At 59.7% G+C, this 18981-nt stretch carries 18 protein-coding genes and 1 pseudogene; 4 read left to right on the top strand and 15 right to left on the bottom strand.

Annotated elements, in window-relative coordinates; all coding sequences use genetic code 11:
- Positions 1–1207 precede the first annotated feature (1207 nt).
- Both DLM46_RS20820 and DLM46_RS20815 read right to left on the bottom strand, forming a co-directional pair.
- A complete protein-coding gene (locus DLM46_RS20820; RefSeq protein ID WP_115103306.1) occupies positions 1208–1606 on the bottom strand; it encodes a DNA-binding transcriptional response regulator in 399 nt (132 codons plus the stop codon).
- Between the two features lie 433 nt (positions 1607–2039).
- Complete coding sequence (locus tag DLM46_RS20815) at positions 2040–2294, bottom strand: hypothetical protein (RefSeq protein WP_115103304.1); 255 nt, start codon at positions 2292–2294, stop codon at positions 2040–2042.
- A 600-nt stretch (positions 2295–2894) separates the two neighbouring features.
- Between DLM46_RS20815 and DLM46_RS20810 the strand changes: the two genes are divergently transcribed.
- The 3 genes and pseudogenes from DLM46_RS20810 to DLM46_RS20800 form a co-directional block, all read left to right on the top strand.
- Positions 2895–3278, top strand: coding sequence for a hypothetical protein (locus DLM46_RS20810; RefSeq protein ID WP_115103301.1), 384 nt, complete (start codon positions 2895–2897; stop codon positions 3276–3278).
- Positions 3279–3420: 142 nt separating this feature from the next.
- Complete coding sequence (locus DLM46_RS41430; RefSeq protein ID WP_482811936.1) at positions 3421–4041, top strand: SDR family NAD(P)-dependent oxidoreductase; 621 nt, start codon at positions 3421–3423, stop codon at positions 4039–4041.
- 89 nt (positions 4042–4130) lie between these two features.
- A pseudogene (locus DLM46_RS20800) lies at positions 4131–4391 on the top strand (SDR family oxidoreductase); the annotation flags it as partial.
- A 171-nt stretch (positions 4392–4562) separates the two neighbouring features.
- Here the strand turns inward: DLM46_RS20800 and DLM46_RS20795 are convergent.
- Together DLM46_RS20795 and DLM46_RS20790 are read right to left on the bottom strand one after the other, a co-directional pair.
- On the bottom strand, positions 4563–5294 hold the full coding sequence (locus DLM46_RS20795; protein ID WP_341868595.1) for a carboxypeptidase regulatory-like domain-containing protein: 732 nt from the start codon (positions 5292–5294) through the stop codon (positions 4563–4565).
- A 132-nt stretch (positions 5295–5426) separates the two neighbouring features.
- Entirely contained in the window at positions 5427–7679 is a 2253-nt protein-coding gene (locus DLM46_RS20790; protein ID WP_115103298.1) for a YjbH domain-containing protein, read from the bottom strand.
- An 830-nt stretch (positions 7680–8509) separates the two neighbouring features.
- Here DLM46_RS20790 and DLM46_RS20785 point away from each other — a divergent pair.
- Positions 8510–9628 carry an AraC family transcriptional regulator gene (locus DLM46_RS20785; RefSeq protein ID WP_244306313.1) on the top strand — a complete coding sequence of 373 codons (1119 nt, stop codon included), beginning with the start codon at positions 8510–8512 and terminating at the stop codon, positions 9626–9628.
- 55 nt (positions 9629–9683) lie between these two features.
- Here DLM46_RS20785 and DLM46_RS20780 read toward each other — a convergent pair whose 3' ends face one another.
- From DLM46_RS20780 to DLM46_RS20730, 11 genes are all read right to left on the bottom strand, one after another.
- Positions 9684–10199, bottom strand: a complete 516-nt coding sequence (locus DLM46_RS20780) for an Ohr family peroxiredoxin (RefSeq protein ID WP_115103289.1) — start codon at positions 10197–10199, stop codon at positions 9684–9686.
- Positions 10200–10224: 25 nt separating this feature from the next.
- Complete coding sequence (locus tag DLM46_RS20775; protein WP_425274008.1) at positions 10225–10398, bottom strand: hypothetical protein; 174 nt, start codon at positions 10396–10398, stop codon at positions 10225–10227.
- Positions 10399–10630: 232 nt separating this feature from the next.
- Positions 10631–11650, bottom strand: coding sequence for a LysR family transcriptional regulator (locus DLM46_RS20770; protein WP_115103286.1), 1020 nt, complete (start codon positions 11648–11650; stop codon positions 10631–10633).
- A 106-nt stretch (positions 11651–11756) separates the two neighbouring features.
- The gene (locus tag DLM46_RS20765) at positions 11757–12164 is read right to left on the bottom strand and encodes a cupin domain-containing protein (RefSeq protein WP_115103284.1); all 408 of its coding nucleotides are present in this window, start codon (positions 12162–12164) and stop codon (positions 11757–11759) included.
- A 73-nt stretch (positions 12165–12237) separates the two neighbouring features.
- Positions 12238–12717 (bottom strand): carboxymuconolactone decarboxylase family protein, encoded by a 480-nt coding sequence (locus DLM46_RS20760; protein WP_115103282.1) that lies wholly within the window; start codon positions 12715–12717, stop codon positions 12238–12240.
- A gap of 188 nt (positions 12718–12905) precedes the next feature.
- Complete coding sequence (locus tag DLM46_RS20755; RefSeq protein ID WP_115103279.1) at positions 12906–13787, bottom strand: RNA polymerase sigma-70 factor; 882 nt, start codon at positions 13785–13787, stop codon at positions 12906–12908.
- Positions 13788–13942: 155 nt separating this feature from the next.
- Positions 13943–14857, bottom strand: a complete 915-nt coding sequence (locus DLM46_RS20750; RefSeq protein WP_115103277.1) for a LysR family transcriptional regulator — start codon at positions 14855–14857, stop codon at positions 13943–13945.
- Positions 14858–15075: 218 nt separating this feature from the next.
- Positions 15076–16320 (bottom strand): acyl-CoA dehydrogenase family protein, encoded by a 1245-nt coding sequence (locus tag DLM46_RS20745; RefSeq protein WP_115103274.1) that lies wholly within the window; start codon positions 16318–16320, stop codon positions 15076–15078.
- An 80-nt stretch (positions 16321–16400) separates the two neighbouring features.
- A complete protein-coding gene (locus DLM46_RS20740) occupies positions 16401–17165 on the bottom strand; it encodes an SDR family oxidoreductase (RefSeq protein ID WP_115103611.1) in 765 nt (254 codons plus the stop codon).
- A gap of 42 nt (positions 17166–17207) precedes the next feature.
- Positions 17208–18224 (bottom strand): phosphotransferase, encoded by a 1017-nt coding sequence (locus DLM46_RS20735; RefSeq protein ID WP_115103272.1) that lies wholly within the window; start codon positions 18222–18224, stop codon positions 17208–17210.
- Positions 18225–18249: 25 nt separating this feature from the next.
- Entirely contained in the window at positions 18250–18924 is a 675-nt protein-coding gene (locus tag DLM46_RS20730; RefSeq protein ID WP_115103270.1) for a histidine phosphatase family protein, read from the bottom strand.
- Between the last annotated feature and the right edge of the window lie 57 nt (positions 18925–18981).

Below are 18981 nucleotides of genomic sequence, written 5' to 3'. Positions count from 1 at the left end.
CGAGTCGGCCTGCGCCTATGGGGCTTCGACGAACATGAAGTGAGCGGCTGGATCACGGGCCTGCCGACGCTTGGCGGCCGCCTTTCGTGGGAGATTACCCACGATCGCGACGGCGACGGAGCCGGCTTGGTAATCCATCTCGTGAGGTCCTCTGACGTGCTCGCCCCGTTTTGCTGGAATTGTGTCGGTGCGAATCGGACCATTCGCCGCGCGCAAGGCGGAGTGGCACAGCACGTCGCCCTCTTCTCCGGTGACGCCCGTCGGCTACCCACGCCGCGCTACGGTCTGTGGGCAATCGCGAGGACGCGCTCCGAAATAGACACGCTTCATGAGATCGCCCGGACGCTTGTGTTTCCACGTGTGATGCGCACACGATGACGTGAGCCGTACTTGAACCGGAGGCTCAGGCTTGAGGTTCGACTCATCCTGTTAGACAGCCTTTGGCGGCATGAATGAGGCGGTTCCTGGATTGACGCACGCCGCCAAAGCTCTCGCCGAACTTATCGCCTCAGCGGCGAATCGCTTCATAACGGGCAGCCACCCCGCGTTCGACTGGATTTGGCTGAGCATCAGTTGCTTGTCGGAATCCATCAAATACGAACACGACACAAGTCACGACTCATGTCCTGCAATAGACGACTTGCAGTCGAGAATAAAAAGGAGTCCAGTCGGACAGAGTTCCAGACAAGCAGAATCTTGATGGGGTGCGAGAACCGCTACGGTTTCCCATCAAACGCCGGACAGGAAACTGATCAAGATAAATACGAGGTTGGCATTGCGGTCGTACCGGACATGAGATTGGCGGAAAGAGTCAACCCACGAGATGGGCGCACACACGGCGCTGCGTCGTGATACGCTCGATTCAGAAAAGCGAGACGGGAGAACGCAACGTGCCAACCTGTGAATTGTGTACGGACCTTCACGGTGTCCCGTCAATGGTGAAACCGGCCCGAGGGCTCACCCAATTCGGCATTGGAGAACTTTGCGGCATGCCGGCGGTTGAGTACTACAGGTGCGTTGTCTGTGGGACCACTTTTTCGCGCGTTCTCGTTGGGGAAGCGAATAATCGCATATGGCGATCACTTGATCGCACGATACCGGACACGTCCGGAACCATGAGATGAATTCAGCGCCGGTAGAGAAGCGCCTTGCCTCGACACCGTCCAACCTGGTCGGGAATCGACGTCTGCCTGCTCGCGCGGTCCAGTTACATGAGTGTTGTTGAACCGATTGCCGAAAAGTAATCGCTACCCACCCCCAATGCATGAATGTACGCAAGCGACCGCGCGTTGCCGAGCGGCTTCTCGAGGGAGATGCTTGCGCCGCTTTTCAGCCCAGAAGCTATCGCTTGGTGCGACGTGCTCGACGTCACGCACAGGATGACGGGGACCACGGGATCATGTCTGCACAGGCAGTGCAAAGTATCGTATCGGAGCGCATCTGGCCCGGCCCAATCGAGTATCACCAGATCGACCGACACCTGATCGAGCAGATCGTGCAATGTTCTGTCGCATAGCGCGCCAAAACAGAGATGCCCGGCAGATGACAGGATTTCGAACGCGGAATCAAGCGCTGTGGCATCGGATTCCAGGATGGCGATTCTCATATGAACAAGTGCGCTCGCGGAGCGCAGCGACGAGAGTGGTCGACGGCGAGCAGGTCGGCGAATTAGCCGGCAAGTCTACGCGAAAACATCAAACAAATTTGTTAACAAATGTCAATGCCAACAATGTAGAACTGTGACGCGTCGCGCTGGTTGGGCGACCGTCAACCGACATTGCTCAACACCCTCGATTTTTTATCGGGCCGAAGTATCGACGGCACACCGCACGCATCGCCCCTGGAAGCATCGTTTGAAGCACGGCGGTGAATTTTCTCGAATTAAGACACAATCGACCTTCGGTCACGACGCTATTGAGCTTTTTTGCCGCAAGCATCCTACTGCCTGAACTCCGTGGCACAGCGACCGCTGCACCTCCGGCCTCACACTGACTATTGGCCCGATGCTCCACGCGACGCAGGGCGAACTCATCAAGGCATCACCTTATTTCATCACTCCCGGAGCGATTCTCTTCATATAGCTTGGCGAGGCATCCAAGCGGAGCGGTTCGCGCGAAGTGTCTCAGTCGCGCGAACTGCTTCCGATCTATTGTGGTCGCTTCGATCCGTCTCTCCAGGTCGTGCCGCACACGCACTTCGCGCTCGACAATGAAGGACATCAACACGCGTGCGTATAGCGAGTCCTTATCAAGAATCGCCTCATACTCATCCAGGAGATCAACGATTTCGTTCACGATTTCCTACATTCGGCGCATACGCCGCGGTGTGTGGCGGCGGGATCACCGTACCAGCTGCCTCACTAGTGACATATCCAAGCCACTATCAGCACCTCGACAATGACAACGCCTATCGCGTCGAAACTGCTCACGGCCAATTAGGCGGATCGCCCGCCACTGGAGGGGCACGCACAAGAAAAAAGCCTGCTCGCCTTGGAGGCGGCAGGCTAAGATCTGAGGGCGCGACGAGGGATACGCCCAGAGACGACCGGGTTCGATCATAGATCACCCGGAACAGACAGCGATGGGAATGGCGAACAAGACCACTAGATTGACTGGGAGCGACAATGAAAGAGCAAGCGGCGCAATACTGTCAACCGCGCAACTCACAGCGGTGAATTCGCTCGGCGGAATCCGCCAATGCTTTGGCGCACGCAGTTAGATCGTGCGGAGGACCATCTGCGTCGGGATACTGGATCTCCTGCGGCGTTATCTTGTGGCGTTAGCCAGATGCGGCCGCCCGCGCGACAGGGACAACCGCTTTTTGCGCTCTCATGCCTCGCAATGCCGCGCCAATCACACATTGCGATATCACTCCGTCTCCACACCCAATCCACGATGACTCGGCTGCTTGATTTCGACATGAGAGCGCGCACGGAACTGCTGACCTATCTAGTTGCCTCGCAATTGGCAATGCGCCAGAAAACCAGTCACTGGCTCAAGGTCGAACATCTTGTGGAGTCCACACATATTTGGCTGCGATTAAACGGTCGCGAAGCCGACTGGCTGCAGCGCGTGACGCTGGCCTACCGCGCGCAACATCTGGCGGAACATGTAGCACGGACTTCGCAAAGAAGGTATGACGAAAAAACGGTAGCAGGCATGTTCTTCGGCGGCCTGCGCCTCGACTTCCGGTCTCCGGCGGTGCTCGAAATCTTCATCGCTTGCGCGGCCAATCTTCCGGGGCAGTTATCCTTCCGCGGCAAGTCGGGTATTACCTGACATCTGGTTTCACCTGTTGCCGGGTGAGCTACACAGACCATCCTCGGCTTCCTGAATTGACTCATTCCGCCAATCTCGTATCCATTGCGGCCATCGCATTAACGCGTGGTTTATTTTGGTTTATTTTGCTGACTGGCCCTTGATGGACGACCGAATCGGTCCTCGCACCCATCAAGATTCAGCCCGCCCGGGACTCCATCCGGGCGGGCTTTTTTTTGCTCGCGACTGCCAATCATCTATTGCAAATCCAAGCTTCATGAGTGATGTCGGGATCATCTATTTGATGGACTGCTTTTCATTAGCCAATTTCGCCAAGACATTGGCCCGCACCGCCGTTGGCCCCACGGCAGCTTTGCGCGCGTCTAAACTTGGTTCGCCGCCCTCGGAATCGGCAACTCGAGTGATTTCCCCACGGGATTTTCCCCTCGAGGTTACGCTAGGCCTGCCGTCCCCGCGGCAGGCTTTTTTTTTTGTCGTCTTGAACAATGCGGGCATCACGAGAGATGGCGTGTTTCGGAAGATGTCGCGTGAGAGCTGGAATGATGTCATTGACACGAACCTGACGAGCCTCTTCAACGTGACCAAGCAGGTTATCGAGGGAATGATCAGCAAAGGGTGGGGACGGGTGATCAACATTTCTTCGGTGAACGGACAGAAGGGGCAGTTCGGCCGGACCAACTATTCAACTGCGAAGGCTGGCATTCACGGCTTCGTCGCCAGGAAGCTGCCAAGGCAGCCGTGCCCACCCGCCTCCACGGACTGATTGCTAGCGGGCAAGAGCCAGACCGCCCGATACCCGATCATGCCTCACGCGCGCACCGTATTGCGAACGGCCCTCGCGAGGTGCTTACACACGGCTTCACCATGTCGCTCGCGCAAGAAGTGGCGGGCAAAGGCATCACTGTGAATACAGTTTCGCCGGGATACATCGGAACGGATATGGTTAAGGCTGTGCGCTCCGAAGTACTCGATGCCATTGTTCAGAGCATCCCGGTTCGCCGTCTTGGGGACGCTACTGAGATCGCATCAATCGTCGCGTGGCTTGCTAGCGACGAAGCGGCCTTCTCGACCGGGGCCGACTTCTCGCTAAACGGTGGCCTGCACATGGGTTAGAAATCGGCGATGAGGCGCGAACGGGTGTGCACCCCGAAGGCCTCTGGCTCTGGCGCGCCCGAGATTGGAGCGCTTGAGCCAGAGGCGACGGCCTGAAGGCTGCATTTCACACCCGTCCGAGTTGCAGCAGCGTCGGGATGCGTCTGCCCGCCCCACCGCGGAACATCTCGTCTACGTCCCTGTTCCGCCGGTTCCACCCGTTCCACCCGTCCCGCCAGTCGGCGTAGGCGATCCGCCGCCTGAGATGGGTGCCGCGGCGCCCGCGGCAAGCGCCGCGCTCGCAAGCGTTGCGGCGGGCTGGCCATTACTCGTGATCGCTCCAACTGCCTGCAGGGCATCGAGATCCGCGTCCGCCCCGGGTTGCCCCGGCGTGAACGATACGGTCAGAAACGAGTTCGTAGACAGCGTGATGCCATACATGCTTTTAATCAGCTGTGCCACCGCGTTTTCTGCGTTCGATATCACCGTGCTATTCGTCAGCGCATTCTGGTAGGTTGTATTGCTCGAGAGGCCGGCAATCAAGCCATTGAGCGTCGTACCGAGCTGCCCGGCAAGATAGCTCAGAAGCAACTGTGTGAGCGACGTAATGTTGTATGTCCCCGCACCGGCAGCAAATGAATTGAGGACGATCGACCCGCTTGTGACCGTCAGCAAACATGGACCGTCGAAGTGAAACGTACTCGAAAAGGCCCCATTCGAATCTGAAGCTGCACTGCTGGAGCCGTTCTTGCAGCTTATCTGGATGGTCCCGTTAGACACCGGAGCGCCGACCGCCGCCGTTCCTTTAATCGTCGCGCCTGGCGAATCGCCGCCGCCTCCACATGCAACGAGCGCACTGCTTGCCAGTGCAATCGATCCAAACTGCAGCGCGCGCCACGCGCGGGCGTCAAGTAGCTTCATCATTTCTCTCCGAAAGAAAGTCACTCACAATGTGGCAGGCGAAATAGCCTGTACTGTCGTTACATCCCGCAAACAGATTTCACACACGACCGTGGCGCCATTTTTAATAGCGGTGTACCCGGTTGCCTCGCCATCTCAGTTCGACTTATGCGGAACATCGCCCGGCCTCGCATAGCGGTCATACGCGTCACGCATGCGATACATTTGCGTCGAAAAATAGGCCGCGCTAAAACGTCCCTGGTTCAGCAGATATTGCCCAGTGCTATAGGGGAAGTTGAGGTTCTCCGCGACACCGGCCGACAGGTAGTTGGTCGATCCGACGCGCGTACGGAAATCCAGCGAAAATGCCTGGGCCCCGTCGACCTGAGTGATACCCGGCTTCATACCTTGACGTGGTGTGAGCGGGAAGCTGATGCTTGCACCCATGAAGCTTCCGCGGCCGCTGTGTTCGCCATGCACACTGACAAATACATCGTCGAACCAGCGCGTCAGCGTGATAAGCGGCCCCTTGTCGCCCCCCACATAGCGCGCCACCCCAGCCTCGATCCATAGGTTCCACGAAGGTTGAACCCATCGGTAGGTGATCATTGCGTTTTCCTGGTGCGGCAGCGTATCTTGCCCGGGCTCGTGGTGCAGATAGGCGAGACGTAGTCGCACGAGATCCGGACGGCCTGGGACGAAAGCAGTGGTTTCGTTCTCGATGCCAACGTAGCGGTAGTTGAACCTGCCTACGGCGGCCACGTTCAGGACTTGCGGCATGATCCAGAAACTCTGCGCCAACGCCGCAGTGGCCAGCCCGCCACGCAAGCGGTATTGGCTGAACACCCTGTGATTGTCCATATTCTTCGTGTTGTACAACGGCGCGATGTAGCTTGCGTACAGCTCAGCGCCCCGCCAGAGCGGAACGAATCCTTGAATATTCGCTCCGACCGAAATATCGAAGTTTCCGTACTCGGTGCCATAGAGATAACTCGTCACAGGCGAGATCTGAATGCGCGTGAGTCCGTGATGCCGATCATTGCCATGCCATGCAATTGAGTCCGCGTCATAAGTCGGTCGCGTTCGCATCGTCATCGATGCGCTTGCCGCTGAGGGTGTCCCACCGGCGAGAAACTGTGCGTAGGCTTCACGATCGACGGCGATGTCGGCGAGCGGTTCATTGGCCTTCTTGAGCACCGCGCGGATTCGCTCGATGCCATGCGGTGCATCGATGCTCGCTACGCCCAGCACGATGCCAAGCGCGTCAGCTTCGTTCTGGTTGTACCTGTGGTTCTCGTATTCGACGATGACATCCCGGCCGCTGATCCCCACCCGCACGCGTTCGAGGCCTGCGGCAAACAGCTGCGCCGCGATCGAATCGAGCGCGGACGTGTCCAGCGACTCTGAAATGAGCGGCGTGCGCTCAGCGGGCACTGCGGAGGATGCATCGCCCACGACGACCGACGCGTAAGACTGCAGCGGCGGCACAAATGGAACCGCCTCTCCGGCAAGGCGATTCGGCTGTTCTGCTATGCCTGCCTCGTGAAGCGGCTGCAAGCTACGCGGCACGATAGCTTCGCTTGCGCCCGCGTCGGTTGACCCATGCTGCACTGGAGCGTCGGTACCGTCGCACAGACCGCCTGCACAGCGCTGTGGACTGAACCGCTTGCCGAACGGTATCTGAATGCCCACCGAAATCGATGTGCGCGGCGATACGCCGTCTGTCGATCTGACCGCGCGCGTCACCGTAGCGATTACATTAGCGTCTGCCAGCCAGCTGATGCGGGGAGATTGATAGCGCACGCCCACGTAGGGCGTCTTCGAGTCATGCTCTGCCAGCAGCGATAGTCCTGTCTGCCAAAGCGACAACTGAACACCGCCAAACGGGCCATCGAGCCGATCGCCTTGCCCGTAGCCGGCTGTCAGGTTGAGCGGCCCGAAGGCTTGGGATACCTCGCCGTACTTCGAGCGAAAGAAATGTGTTTGACCACCGATGTCGGTCACGCCGAACGCGATGGCCGGCTGATATTTGAAGAACTGCGGCACCGCCAGTTTGACGTCGGCCATCAAATGACGAAGGATCAAATGATCCGCTCCGGAGTACGGCGCCGGCACATCCCCCGGATAGTTCGCCAGCCCGCCGGCAACCTCAACATACGGCAGGAGCCCGACCGCACCCCAGTAGATCTGGGAACCGGTCGCCTTCTTGCCGTACCGGGGGTCGATATAGTTGTTGTACTGTGCTTCGCCGACACCCTCCGGCAACGGGTACGCATAGGGAATCACCAGGCCGCCTGCCTGGCCGAGCGAGTTCAGCGCCGGATCGACAGCATGCGCCGACGTGGAAAATGCCAGTGCAGCGCCGAGCGCCAGCGCTTGCGGCGCGAATTGAGGTCGATATGCGTGCAATCTGCGGCGTCCTTTTTAGTGATGAACCTGTTGACGGACATAGTTGCAAAGCAGAGACCACGTGACAGGACCGGTCGACTTCATGGATTTCTCCACGCAATTAGCTTCTTTCGACGAATCAGAAAATGTCGCCGGCACGCACGAAGGTGCGCAACACCGACACACCTCACTGTCACGCAGCAAAGACAAACGCTATACAGGCGCGGAGGATTCGGTCCCCGCGTGACGCACCAACGGGATGCGCTTGAGCAGTGTTGGATCGATCCTGCTGATGGAATAGGACGCGGTCCTAAACGACCCAGCACATCTATAGACGGCGAGCAGGGGCAACGCAGTCTCGAATCGACACGTCGCTCCTTTTGGATCCGCAACTGACCTAGGTCGAGCGCGGTTCTGGTCCATTGGCCTGCAGCCCACCTCGACGCTGCAGACCCGGCAAACGCACGATTGCAACGGGGCAAACCTTCCTGGTGCTACTTTTGCACAGCACGAGAATCGTGCCGTTTGAACGTAGAAATGCCTGGGTCTTCCCTGAAGAGCTTTAGTCTTTAGTCGCTGGAGTCGATCCTATAGAACAATTAAAATTTCCGACACCGCGTGTCTGAATGAAACCCAATGTTGGCGAATGCGGCCATACGAAGGGCGACATCTACTCGCCTCGCATCTCCATGCAATCCGGGAAATTTTAATGAGCGGATTTTTTCATTGGTTTGGCAAGTGTTCTATTAATGATGGGATATCCCATCCTGAGCAGATTCGCTATTCGATACGGCAACGGCAATGCACTACAGGGCCGGGCCTGCGTAAATTCGCGATGTTAAGATAAGCTCGTGCAGTTAAAAGCGTTAGCGGGATGCGCGGAGGCGGCGGGGCGCCACCTCGTCATTCGCCCGATACTCAGCGGCGAGATCGTTGCCGGATCGCATCCTCATCGTCCTACCTTGCCACGGGATCACGATATGCTCGCGAATGGAATCGCTTACAACCGATTCGATGTTTCCGGGCTGCCGCCGCAACAGCAATTGCTGGCTTATTGGGAGCAGCTCGGCCATATCATCGAGGTCGTACCGTCGCGTGAGCAGGTTCGACAGTCCTTTATCTGCATCAACAACCGTTACGACATCGGCGAATTCCGTATCAGCGACACCTATACCGATCATGTCGTGATCGAACGCACCGTCGCCCGCATTTCGCGCGATAACGTACGCGGCATCGGTTTTACCATCTTCCTGGATGGCGCAGCTCATTTGGCGACGACGCTCGCCAGGAAGCGTGAGTACCCCGTGTGTGGAGGCAGCGTACTTGCCACCGACTTTGAACAACCCATACGCCTGCAGCGGCAGGCGTGCCGGTATATCACGCTCGTTGTGCCCGCCAACCTGCTGCGGCACGTGTTCTCCGACCCGTGGGCAATACACGGACGCGCGCTCGAGCCGAGCAGGCCTGCCACGCGGCTTATCGTCGAGCGCGCGAGGACGCTGGTCGAAAACCTCCGCTACATGCCGTTCGAGGATGCTCACCGCAGGCTCGCCGGTCTAATTGAACTGATCGCAGACGCATTCGGGGAAGAGGCTGGTTTGAGCGGCAGCAAGCGAGCCGTAGGCCGCGCGCTCATGTTCGAATATACGCGACGCTACGTTCGCGCAAACCTGCACGGATACGAACTATCGCCCGATAGCGTGGTTGAATCGTTGGGGCTCTCACGCAGCACGATTTATCGGCTATTCGAACATGAAGGCGGGCTGGGTGCTTTCATCCGTCATCTTCGCTTGCGCGCCGCCGCAGACGAGCTCGTTCGATTTCCGAACGTTCCGATCAAGGACGTCGGTTATTCAGTCGGCTTCAAAAGTGCATCCGACTTTACGCGCGCCTTTCGGCGCGCCTACGAAATGACACCTCAAGAAATGCGCCTGAACGACTACCGATATCCCCATGCTGAATGGCGGTAGCCAGCCGTATCGGCGGCGCCGTCCCGTTACCGTCCACAGATGCAGACAGATGGCGTTACGTTTCGCCGGCGTCGGCCGGCGGCATGAGCGCGACGATGTTCTCAATGCCGTGCCGTGCCATCTTGGTGTAAGGGCAAAAGCGTTCGGTGTTGCGTACCAGTTCCTCCGCGACGGCACGCTCGACGCCGGGCAAGCGGATGCGGGTATGCGCCGTCAGCATGAAGAGGCCGTCCATTGGGTCGCGGCCGAAATCGACCGTCACGTCAACGGAAGCACCGGCAATCCGAATACCCGCCCGTGCCGCAAGCAGACTCAGCGCGCCATGAAAGCAGGCGGCGTAACCCGCCGCGAACAGCTGCTCCGGATTCGTGCCGCCGCCAGGCCCGCCCAGCGCCTTCGGCATTCGCAAATCGACTGATAGATTGCCGTCATCGGAAAGTGCTCCGCCCGACGCGCGTCCGTGACCCGCGTCGCCGCCCGTCACGGTGACAGTAGTCGAATACAGCGTTTGCGTATCTTGCCCCTGATACTTGTCGAGCAGCGTCAGCGGCGGTGGACGCAAAGTGGTCATGGCGCACCTCGTCTGTGGCTGCCGCTTATTTCGCAGCCTGTGCCTGGGCGAACCACGCGTCGAAGTTCACCGTAACGAGACGCGGATTTGCGCCCGGGACGAGCGTGTCGTCCTGCAACTGCGCACCGAAGTAACGCGCGGTTGCATCTTCGACGGCCTTGCGCGAATCGTGACTCGCTGAGAGGAAACGCTGCACCATATCTCTTTCTCCATGGGCTTGTGCGCGGCTGTCAAGCCGCTGCCAATTTCTCGAATCCGGCTTGCATCCCATTGCGTATGGGATGGCCGGTGCTTTGCCGGACTGGCCGCGATTCGCGCGACGTCCGTACAGGAAGCATCGTAGGCCTGCACTACGTCATGCGGTAGCGCCGCCCGGGACCCACCGTGTTGCATCAGTAGCATCAGTTACCGCATCGTCGTTCGGGGTGTCGTCACTCGACTGTCGATAACGGCGATAACGTCGATAACGTCGTCACCGTCGTCACGCACTGCAGGTCGAGCGCTCTCGTATGCTCGGTCATATAGTCGATGAACACACGGATTCGGGCAGGAAGATGCTTGCGGCTGAGATAGCAGAGGTAGTGGCCGCCGTCGTCGGGTGCGTGCTGCGCGAGACAACTGAGCAACTGCCCGTCGCCAAGCAGAGCGCACACCTGATAGGCCGGCAACTGCGCGATGCCCAGCCCGTCGAGCACTGCCTGCAGGACCAGATCCGCGTCGTTGAACGTGTGCTGCGCGGGGGGCTGACGCCGCTGCGCAAGACCGTCGACCTTGAATTCCCACTCCCTGACGCGGCCCGAGGCCGTCCGGAAGTTGATGCAGCGATGATCCGCCAGTTCGTCGACATGGCGCGGCAAGCCGTGAATCCGTGCATAGGCGGGCGATGCGCAGACGATCATCTGCATCGGAATCAGCTGCCGCGCCACGATCCCGCTGTCCTCCATGCGTCCATCGCGAAACGATACGTCGATGCGATCGGCTGTGAAGTCGGCGGGGAGATCGTTCAGCAGCAATTCCAGAGCGATCTCCGGATATTGCGTGTGAAAGCCTCGCAGCAGCGGCGCGACGATCTTGCGGCCGAAGCCGGGCGTCGAGCCGATGCGCAGATGGCCGCGAGCTGGCCCGTTGCGCAGCTCCCGCATGTCTTCCAGCGCCTGGGCGATGCGCTCTATGCCCGGCTGACAGTTCTCGTAGAAAAGTTCACCTTCGCGCGTCAGCGACGTGCTTCGCGTCGTGCGCAGGAAGAGACGCGCGTCGAGTTGGGCCTCGAGTTTCTGCACGTTGCGGCTAACCGAGGATCGGCCGATGCCGAGGCGATCGCCCGCGCGGGCAAAGCTGCCTTCATTGGCGACGGCCAGAAAAGAAACGACGCCGGCGTAACTGGTCGCAAAGCTGCTTGCGAACGGATCGGCGGCGCCGGCAGCGGGTCGGCGTGATGGGTAATCTGACATGGCAGCGCGAGTTGTGGAGTCCATACGCGACTAGACGTATCAGCGCTGCCATTTGTGACATCGTCCGCCGTTTTTCTGGGGCGTAGGCGTGGGCGTGCGCTCGGGCTTACTTCTCCGGCACGAGAACGGGCGCACCCTTGTCCTTCAACAGCAGCACGATGAACTTTGCCGGTTGGGTCTGGCTTGCGTTGCGTCCGACGGTATGAATATCGTTCGGGCCTTCATAGAAGGTCTGTCCGGGCGTCAGCGTGACTTGCTTGCCGCCCTTGACCTGCATCACGATCGATCCTTCCAGCACGTAGATGAACCCGTGCGCATGATGCCGATGGACAGGATCGACGGCACCCGGCGGATACTCGACGGTGATCATCAAGGCTTCCCTGCCCGGATACTCGTCGAGCGGCTTCGTCATCAACGGCGTGACGATTGCTGCGGGCGCCGCGGCGCGGGCGTCGCCCATCAATGCGCCTACTGCGGCGGCTATCGCCAGTACTGTGTATTTCAAGCGAAGCATGGTGGTGTGCTCCCCAAATGACGCGGCCCGCACGCGCGGGCCGAAGATAAGGAAGGACAGCAGAACCCGCCGTTCAGGCCAGGTTTGCCTTGTCGAGACCCAACGCCTTGTCTGACGAACCCGGCACGGTCTTGAACGCGACGTTCGCACGGTTCCATCCGTTGATGGCCATCACTTCGAATGTCAGGTCCGACAGTTCCTTCTCGGAGAACTGGGTACGCACGCGCTCGTAGATGTCGTCGGGCACGCCGTGTTCGGGGAGCTTCGTCAGCACTTCCGTCCAGGCGAGCGCGGCGCGTTCGCGCGGCGCGAAGAGCGTCGACTCGCGCCACGTCGCGAGATGATGGATGCGCAGTTCCCGCTCGCCGTGGATGCGCGCTTCCTTCACGTGCATGTCGAGGCAGAATCCACAGCCATTGATCTGCGACGCCCGGATCGACATGAGGTCCCGGATCGATTCTTCGATTGCACTGTCCTTAAGCAGATTGCTGAGTTCGAGGAACTTCTTGAACAGTTCCGGCGATTGCTGAACGTAGTTGATACGCTGCGTCATGATTTCTCCTGGCGACGATGAGTCAACACCCGAGCTTCGCGGGTGCCGTTAGCGGCAATGAGCCGCACGAAGTCATCGTAGGTGGGCGCGGCGTGTCGCGGTAGGCATGCGAACGGGCTCACGGTGTTGCCCGCCCGGCACCAATCGGCAACGTGCGACGCGCATGGGCGCCGCAGAGATATCAGCGTTCAACCGTTGGCGCATGCCGCGGCGATGCGCGCCAGCTTGTCGGGGTTGCGCTGCACGTGGATGCGAACGATGCGCTCGCCGTCCGTTTCGAACGACTGCGCCGACTCGAGCTTGCCTTCGATAAAGCGCAGCAGCGCCCACTGACCGTTGAGCACCACGAGCCTGACGCCGATTTCGCTGCCGTAACGCAGCGACGACGCGTAAAAAAGCTGCGCGATACGCCGGCCGCCCACCATCGGCTTCGGGAAGCTCGGGACTTGTCCGCCGCCGTCGCCGATCAGCATTGCGTCTTCGGCCAGCAATGCGTTGATCGCAGGGAAGTCGCCGCTTTCCAGCGCGTTCGCGAAGGTTCGCAGCAGGCGAAGATGCGTCTCGCGCGGCACCGCATAACGCGGGCGTTCATCACGTAGTTGCGCTTTTGCACGGCTTACCAGTTGCCGGCACGCCGCCACCGTCTTGCCGATGGCCTCGGCGACTTCGCCGTAGTCCGCGTCGAAGACCTCGCGCAGCAGGAACGCTGCCCGCGCTTCCGGCGTCAGCCGCTCGAGCAGCGTCAGAAATGCCACGGAGACGTCGTCCGCACGCTCCGTGACCTCCTCGGGTGTAGCCGGTGAGTCGGTCATCTGCGGCTCGGGCAACCAGATGCCCGTGTAGTGCTCGCGCTGAATCTTCGCGGCGCGCAGACGGTCGATGGACATCCGTGTCGTGACCGCGACGAGCCACGCTTCCGCGTTATCGATGCTCTCGCGGGCCGCCGCATGCCAACGCAGCCAGACGTCCTGCACAATATCTTCGGCTTCGGCGACAGACCCCAGCATTCGATAGGCAATCTTCTGCAATCGGGGACGGAGCCCGTTAAAGACCTGTGTGTCGTCGTCCATGAACAGACTTCTTCTCGCGTTTGGCACAAGCGCCGCCCGCACAGCGGGCTAGCAGTTGCATATTGCCACGGATGGGACAACGCTCGAGATTCCCGGCACGGCAAGCCGGATGCGCCCGCGCGTCCGGCTTGCTTCGATCGCATTGATGCGCAGCGTCAGTTCTTGCACTGCATCAACGGTTCGCGTGCGAACACCTCGGCAATCCAATCCACAAACACGCGGATCCGATGCGGCAGGTGCCGGTTCGGCGAATAGAGAATCGATATCGGCCGCGGCACCGATGGATAGTCGACGAGGATTTCGCGCAGCGCGCCGGTCGCCACATACGGCCCGAGTATGTAGCGAGGGCCCTTCACGATGCCCAGTCCGTGCAGCCCGCATGTCAGGTAGGCATCCGCATCGTTGACGGCGATCATGCCTTTCATCTCGATCAGTTCGTTTTTGCCGTCGATCACGAAGTCCCAGCCGCGTACCCGTCCGGTGTTGCTCGACAAGTAATTGACGCCGATGTGATGGCGCAGCTCGTCCGGCGTCTTCGGCTCGCCGTGCGTCGCGAGGTACGCAGGCGCGGCGCACGTGAGTCGCGCCATATTGCCGATGCGCCTCGCGACGAGCCCCGAGTCTTCGAGCTCGCCAACGCGGATCACGCAGTCGACGCCTTCCTCGACGATATCGACCTGCCGGTCGGTCAAGCCCATCTCGATCCCGATGTCCGGATACTTCGCGAAGAATTCCGGCAGCGCCGGAATGACAGTCGTCCGCGCGACCACCGCCGGCAGGTTCACTTTCAGCTTGCCCTTCGGGTTCAGCTTCGCATGCGAGAGTTCGGCCTCCATGTCGTCGACCTCGGCAAGCACGCTCAGGCATCGCTGGTAGTACATTTCGCCGTCTTCGGAAATGCTGATGCTGCGCGTCGTTCGATTCAGAAGGCGCGCGCCGAGATGCGCTTCGAGCGCCTGAACGATCCGGGAGACGTTCGCCACCGGCAGTTGCAGCGACTCCGCCGCCTTCACGAAACTGCCGGCTTCGACCACGCGCGCAAAAACTCTCATCGCAACGAAGCGGTCCATGATGTCTTCCTGTTGTCCTGTCGTTCTGTGCCGTCGGCTCGCCTGGATTCCCCCAAGCCATGACCTACCCGTCATCCTGCTCAAACTGGAAAAGTATAAGCGTCATTTGACGGCCGCATCGACAACGGTCGCAGGCGGAGCCGTCGGAGGAAACGCGGTCCCTGTCGGGGGGATAAGGCTCCCCCCGCAAGGCCACGCTTTGAAACTGGCTCTATGCCTTACGCCGACGCCATCAGGTAGGGATTATCCTTCCCCGGCTCGTAGGGCTGCGCCTTGATTTCCATGCGTGCAATGCTCTGCAAATGAACCTCGTCCGGACCATCTGCGAACCGCAACGCACGGCCCCACGTCCAGCTATCGGCCAATGGCGTGTCGGGGCTCAGCCCCATCGCGCCAAACACCTGCATCGCCCGGTCGCAAACGGCGGTGTGAACACTCGGCACCAGCGCCTTGATCATCGAGATTTCCTTGCGCGCCTCCTTTGCGCCCACGTTATCGATCATCCACGCCGCTTTGAGAACAAAGAGCCTCGCTTGATCGATTTCGATTCGCGACTTCGCGATCCATTCGGCGACGGCGCCCTGCTCAACCAGCATCTTTCCGAATGCCGTGCGGGCCTGGGCCCGTTCCACCATCAACTCGAGCGCCAGTTCCGCGGCGCCGATCGAACGCATGCAGTGGTGAATCCGTCCCGGCCCAAGGCGAGCCTGCGCAAGCGCAAAGCCGCTGCCCTCCTCACCGAGGAGACTCGTCCGGGGCACGCGCACCCCATTGAACTCGATTTCGCAGTGCCCTTCCGGTGCTAGGTGATTGAGCACCGTGATATTGCGGATCATCTTGACGCCGGGTGTATCGCGGGGCACGAGAATCATGCTCTGCTGACGGTGGCTCGGCGCGTCCGGATCCGTTTTGCCCATCACGATGAAGAGCTTGCAATTCGGGTGTGCTGCATTTGTGATGAACCACTTCCGGCCGTCGATGACATAGTCATCCCCGTCGCGACGAATCGACGTCGTGATATTGGTCGCGTCCGAGGAGGCCACAGCCGGCTCTGTCATCGCAAACGCCGAGCGGATCTTGCCGTCGAGAAGGGGCTTGAGCCACTGCTCGCGCTGAGCGGGCGTGGCAAACATATGGAGCAGCTCCATATTGCCCGTGTCCGGCGCATTGCAGTTGAACACCTCCGATGCCCACGACACCCGCCCCATGATTTCAGCCAGGGGCGCGTACTCGAGATTCGTCAGGCGGGTACCGGGCTCGTCATCGCGCAGATGCGGAAGGAACAGGTTCCAGAGACCCTCTTCACGCGCCTGCTCCTTCAAGGTTTCCATAAAGGAAACCGGATATTGACCCGCACTCACTTCCTCGTGCCATTGCCGGATGCGCGGAACGATGCGAGCGTCCATGAACGTACGCACGTGTGTGCGCAGCGCTTCGACTTTCGGGCTATATGCAAAATCCATTTCTACTCCTCCAGAATCCTGAATAATGTCGCCGAGGCATCAGCCGACAGCGCGGCCAAGAGCGCGCTTCGCCCCCTTGACTAGAGCGTCAGTCCACCGTCGACGACCACACACTCTCCATTGGTATAGCTCGCAGCGTCGGACACCAGGTAAAGCACCGTACCCGCCATCTCACGAGGCTCCGCGTGGCGCCGCAGCGGGATGCGCTGCATCCAGTTTTCGTACGTGGCCTGATCTGCGAACAGCGCCCCCGCAAATCGGGTTTTGGTCAATCCGGGGAGCAGCGCATTCACTCGAATCCCCAACGGCCCGCACTCCTTCGCGAATGCCCGCGTCATATTGACAACGGCGGCTTTGGTGATCGAGTAGATTCCCTGCTTGTCGCCGGGCTGCAATGCATTGACCGAAGCCGTGTTGACGATCGCACCGCCGCCGTGCTCCCGCATCAACTTGCCCGCCTCCACGGACATGAAGAAGTAACCGCGCAAGTTGACTTCCACCGTCTTTTCGAAGGACGACAGATCGGTGTCGAGAATGTGGCCAAAATACGGATTTGTCGCCGCGTTGTTGACGAGAATGTCCAGACGACCATGCCGTGCGCGAATATGCTGGAAGATCGTGAGAATGTCTTCGACTCGCCCGACATGGCACGGTTGCGCTTCGGCGCTCCCGCCCGCATCCTTGATCTCGCACGCCACAGATTCGCAATCTTCCAGCTTGCGGCTCGACACAATCACGTGGGCACCCTGCTCAGCCAGTAGTTTGGCGATCTCCGCACCGATACCTCGGCTGGCGCCAGTAACCAGAGCAATCTTTCCTTTCAGATCAAACAAATTAGTAGTCACAATCAGCCCCAATATGTCTACGTTCCGATTTCCTGCCTGTCTTCAGATCAGGTCAATGCCCATCTTCGCAAGCGCCCCAGCCATCTCCCCCACCTGTCGCGCCTTTTCGTTCGATGCGTTACCGCTCAAGGCCCGCTTTTTCACGCCCTGTGCGATAGCTGCGAGCCGGAAGAAGCTGAACGCCAGGTAGAAGTTCCAGTTCTCAATCGACGAAATTCCCCGGAGCCCGCAATACCGCTCGACAATCGACGCCTCGTCCGGCACCCCCAACTCCCCTCGATTCAAGCCCGCGAGTCCGGCGATAATACCGTTGGGCGGGAGCCGCAAACACATGCAGAAGTACGCGATGTCAGCCAGTGGATTGCCGAGCGTGGATAGCTCCCAGTCGAGAATGGCGCGAACTTGCGGCGCATCGTGCATGAAAATGAGATTGTCGATACGGAAATCGCCGTGCACGAGCGAAGGCTTTCCAACTTCCGCCGGACAGTGGGCAGGCAGCCACTCGATCAGCGACTCCACCGCCTCCAATATATCGGTCTGCGCGGCGCGATATTGCGTGGTCCAGACGTCGATCTGGCGCGCGAAATAGTTGCCCGGGCGGCCATAGTCCGACAATCCGACTTCGTCGATATCCACATCGTGGAGCGCCGCCATCGTGCCGAGCAGCGCATCGTAGATGGAGCCGCGCTCCTCGATGGGTACTTCGGGCAGCGCCGGATTCCAGAAGATTCGTCCGTCTTCGTAGCTCATGACGTAAAACAGGCTGCCGATGACGTCACGGGCCTCGCAAAGGTGATATGCCCGGGCGACCGGGACCCGTGTTCGGCCGAGCGCCGACAGCACGCGAAACTCACGATCAACGGCATGTGCCGACTTGAGCAGTGCGCCGGGAGGTTGACGCCTCAGCACGTAGCTACCGCTTTGTGCCTTCAGAAGAAACGTCGGATTGGATTGTCCGCCGGGAAATTTCTCGATGGACAACGGCCCTTGAAACCCGGGCACGTGCGCCGTCAGATAACGTGTGAGATCTTCGACGTCGAATTGAAGACTGGCATGCATGATTGAGCAGGAATCCCAGTTGAGGTCAGCCGTACGTGACAAATTCATGCCTCTCGGCACGTTCGAGATGAGGCAATGAGTTGAAGCTGACTAGCGACATCGCGCCGTCGTTAAAGACATATTGGCAAACGCTGCTGTTTCGAATCTGCATGTTGAGTGCAATCGCGGTCGCAGCAGGCGCCTGCAGAACCTGTTGGGCAGTGACCGCGATCGGACCACCCGAACTCACCACCAGAACGCGCCTGCCGCCGGCCCGTTGGATGTCGATCCGCGCACGCTGGACACGCGCCTGGAATTGATGCCAGGTCTCTGGAACACGGCCCGGCAAGCGGTCGTCGGCCCAAAGCTGCAGCACTTGCTGGAGCCCTTTGTAAAAGTCCTTCTTTGAACTTGCAACCGACCAACCCTGCGGCAAGCCCTCTTCGCCGAGGGCTGCAAACAATGCCTGGAAATCGTATTCGTTCAAACCCGCGTCTTGCGCGATCTCGACTTGCGGGCCACCCATTGCGGCGAGAATTCCATCGGCAGTTTGCCGATGCCGCTGCATCGTTCCGATGACAACGCGATCGAACCGCAATTTCGCCTGCGCGAAGTACTCGCCCAGCCAAAGTGATTGGGTACGACCGGAAGGTGATAGCTCGTCATAGTTCGCGGCTCCGAAAGACGCCTGACCATGCCGTACAAGATAGAGTTCTGCCATGCCGTCCCCGCTTCAACATGGCTAACAGAATACCCAGCGCTGCGTCATTCAGGAAAT

Source organism: Paraburkholderia lacunae, from assembly GCF_003353175.1.
GTDB classification, from domain to species: Bacteria; Pseudomonadota; Gammaproteobacteria; order Burkholderiales; family Burkholderiaceae; genus Paraburkholderia; species Paraburkholderia lacunae.
The sequence above is the reverse complement of the archived record's forward strand: the minus strand, read 5'-3'. Positions and strand labels throughout refer to the sequence as shown.

What these genes read in the sequence shown, in the direction of transcription:
- DLM46_RS20755 (WP_115103279.1), bottom strand. Translation starts at nt 13,787, where the DNA reads ATGGACGACGACACACAGGTCTTTAACGGGCTCCGTCCCCGATTGCAG.
- DLM46_RS20820 (WP_115103306.1), bottom strand. Translation starts at nt 1,606, where the DNA reads ATGAGAATCGCCATCCTGGAATCCGATGCCACAGCGCTTGATTCCGCG.
- DLM46_RS20775 (WP_425274008.1), bottom strand. Translation starts at nt 10,398, where the DNA reads ATGGTGCAGCGTTTCCTCTCAGCGAGTCACGATTCGCGCAAGGCCGTC.
- DLM46_RS20765 (WP_115103284.1), bottom strand. Translation starts at nt 12,164, where the DNA reads ATGCTTCGCTTGAAATACACAGTACTGGCGATAGCCGCCGCAGTAGGC.
- DLM46_RS20795 (WP_341868595.1), bottom strand. Translation starts at nt 5,294, where the DNA reads ATGATGAAGCTACTTGACGCCCGCGCGTGGCGCGCGCTGCAGTTTGGA.
- DLM46_RS20780 (WP_115103289.1), bottom strand. Translation starts at nt 10,199, where the DNA reads ATGACCACTTTGCGTCCACCGCCGCTGACGCTGCTCGACAAGTATCAG.
- DLM46_RS20730 (WP_115103270.1), bottom strand. Translation starts at nt 18,924, where the DNA reads ATGGCAGAACTCTATCTTGTACGGCATGGTCAGGCGTCTTTCGGAGCC.
- DLM46_RS20735 (WP_115103272.1), bottom strand. Translation starts at nt 18,224, where the DNA reads ATGCATGCCAGTCTTCAATTCGACGTCGAAGATCTCACACGTTATCTG.
- DLM46_RS20770 (WP_115103286.1), bottom strand. Translation starts at nt 11,650, where the DNA reads ATGTCAGATTACCCATCACGCCGACCCGCTGCCGGCGCCGCCGATCCG.
- DLM46_RS20810 (WP_115103301.1), top strand. Translation starts at nt 2,895, where the DNA reads ATGACTCGGCTGCTTGATTTCGACATGAGAGCGCGCACGGAACTGCTG.
- DLM46_RS20750 (WP_115103277.1), bottom strand. Translation starts at nt 14,857, where the DNA reads ATGGACCGCTTCGTTGCGATGAGAGTTTTTGCGCGCGTGGTCGAAGCC.
- DLM46_RS41430 (WP_482811936.1), top strand. Translation starts at nt 3,421, where the DNA reads ATGGACGACCGAATCGGTCCTCGCACCCATCAAGATTCAGCCCGCCCG.
- DLM46_RS20745 (WP_115103274.1), bottom strand. Translation starts at nt 16,320, where the DNA reads ATGGATTTTGCATATAGCCCGAAAGTCGAAGCGCTGCGCACACACGTG.
- DLM46_RS20760 (WP_115103282.1), bottom strand. Translation starts at nt 12,717, where the DNA reads ATGACGCAGCGTATCAACTACGTTCAGCAATCGCCGGAACTGTTCAAG.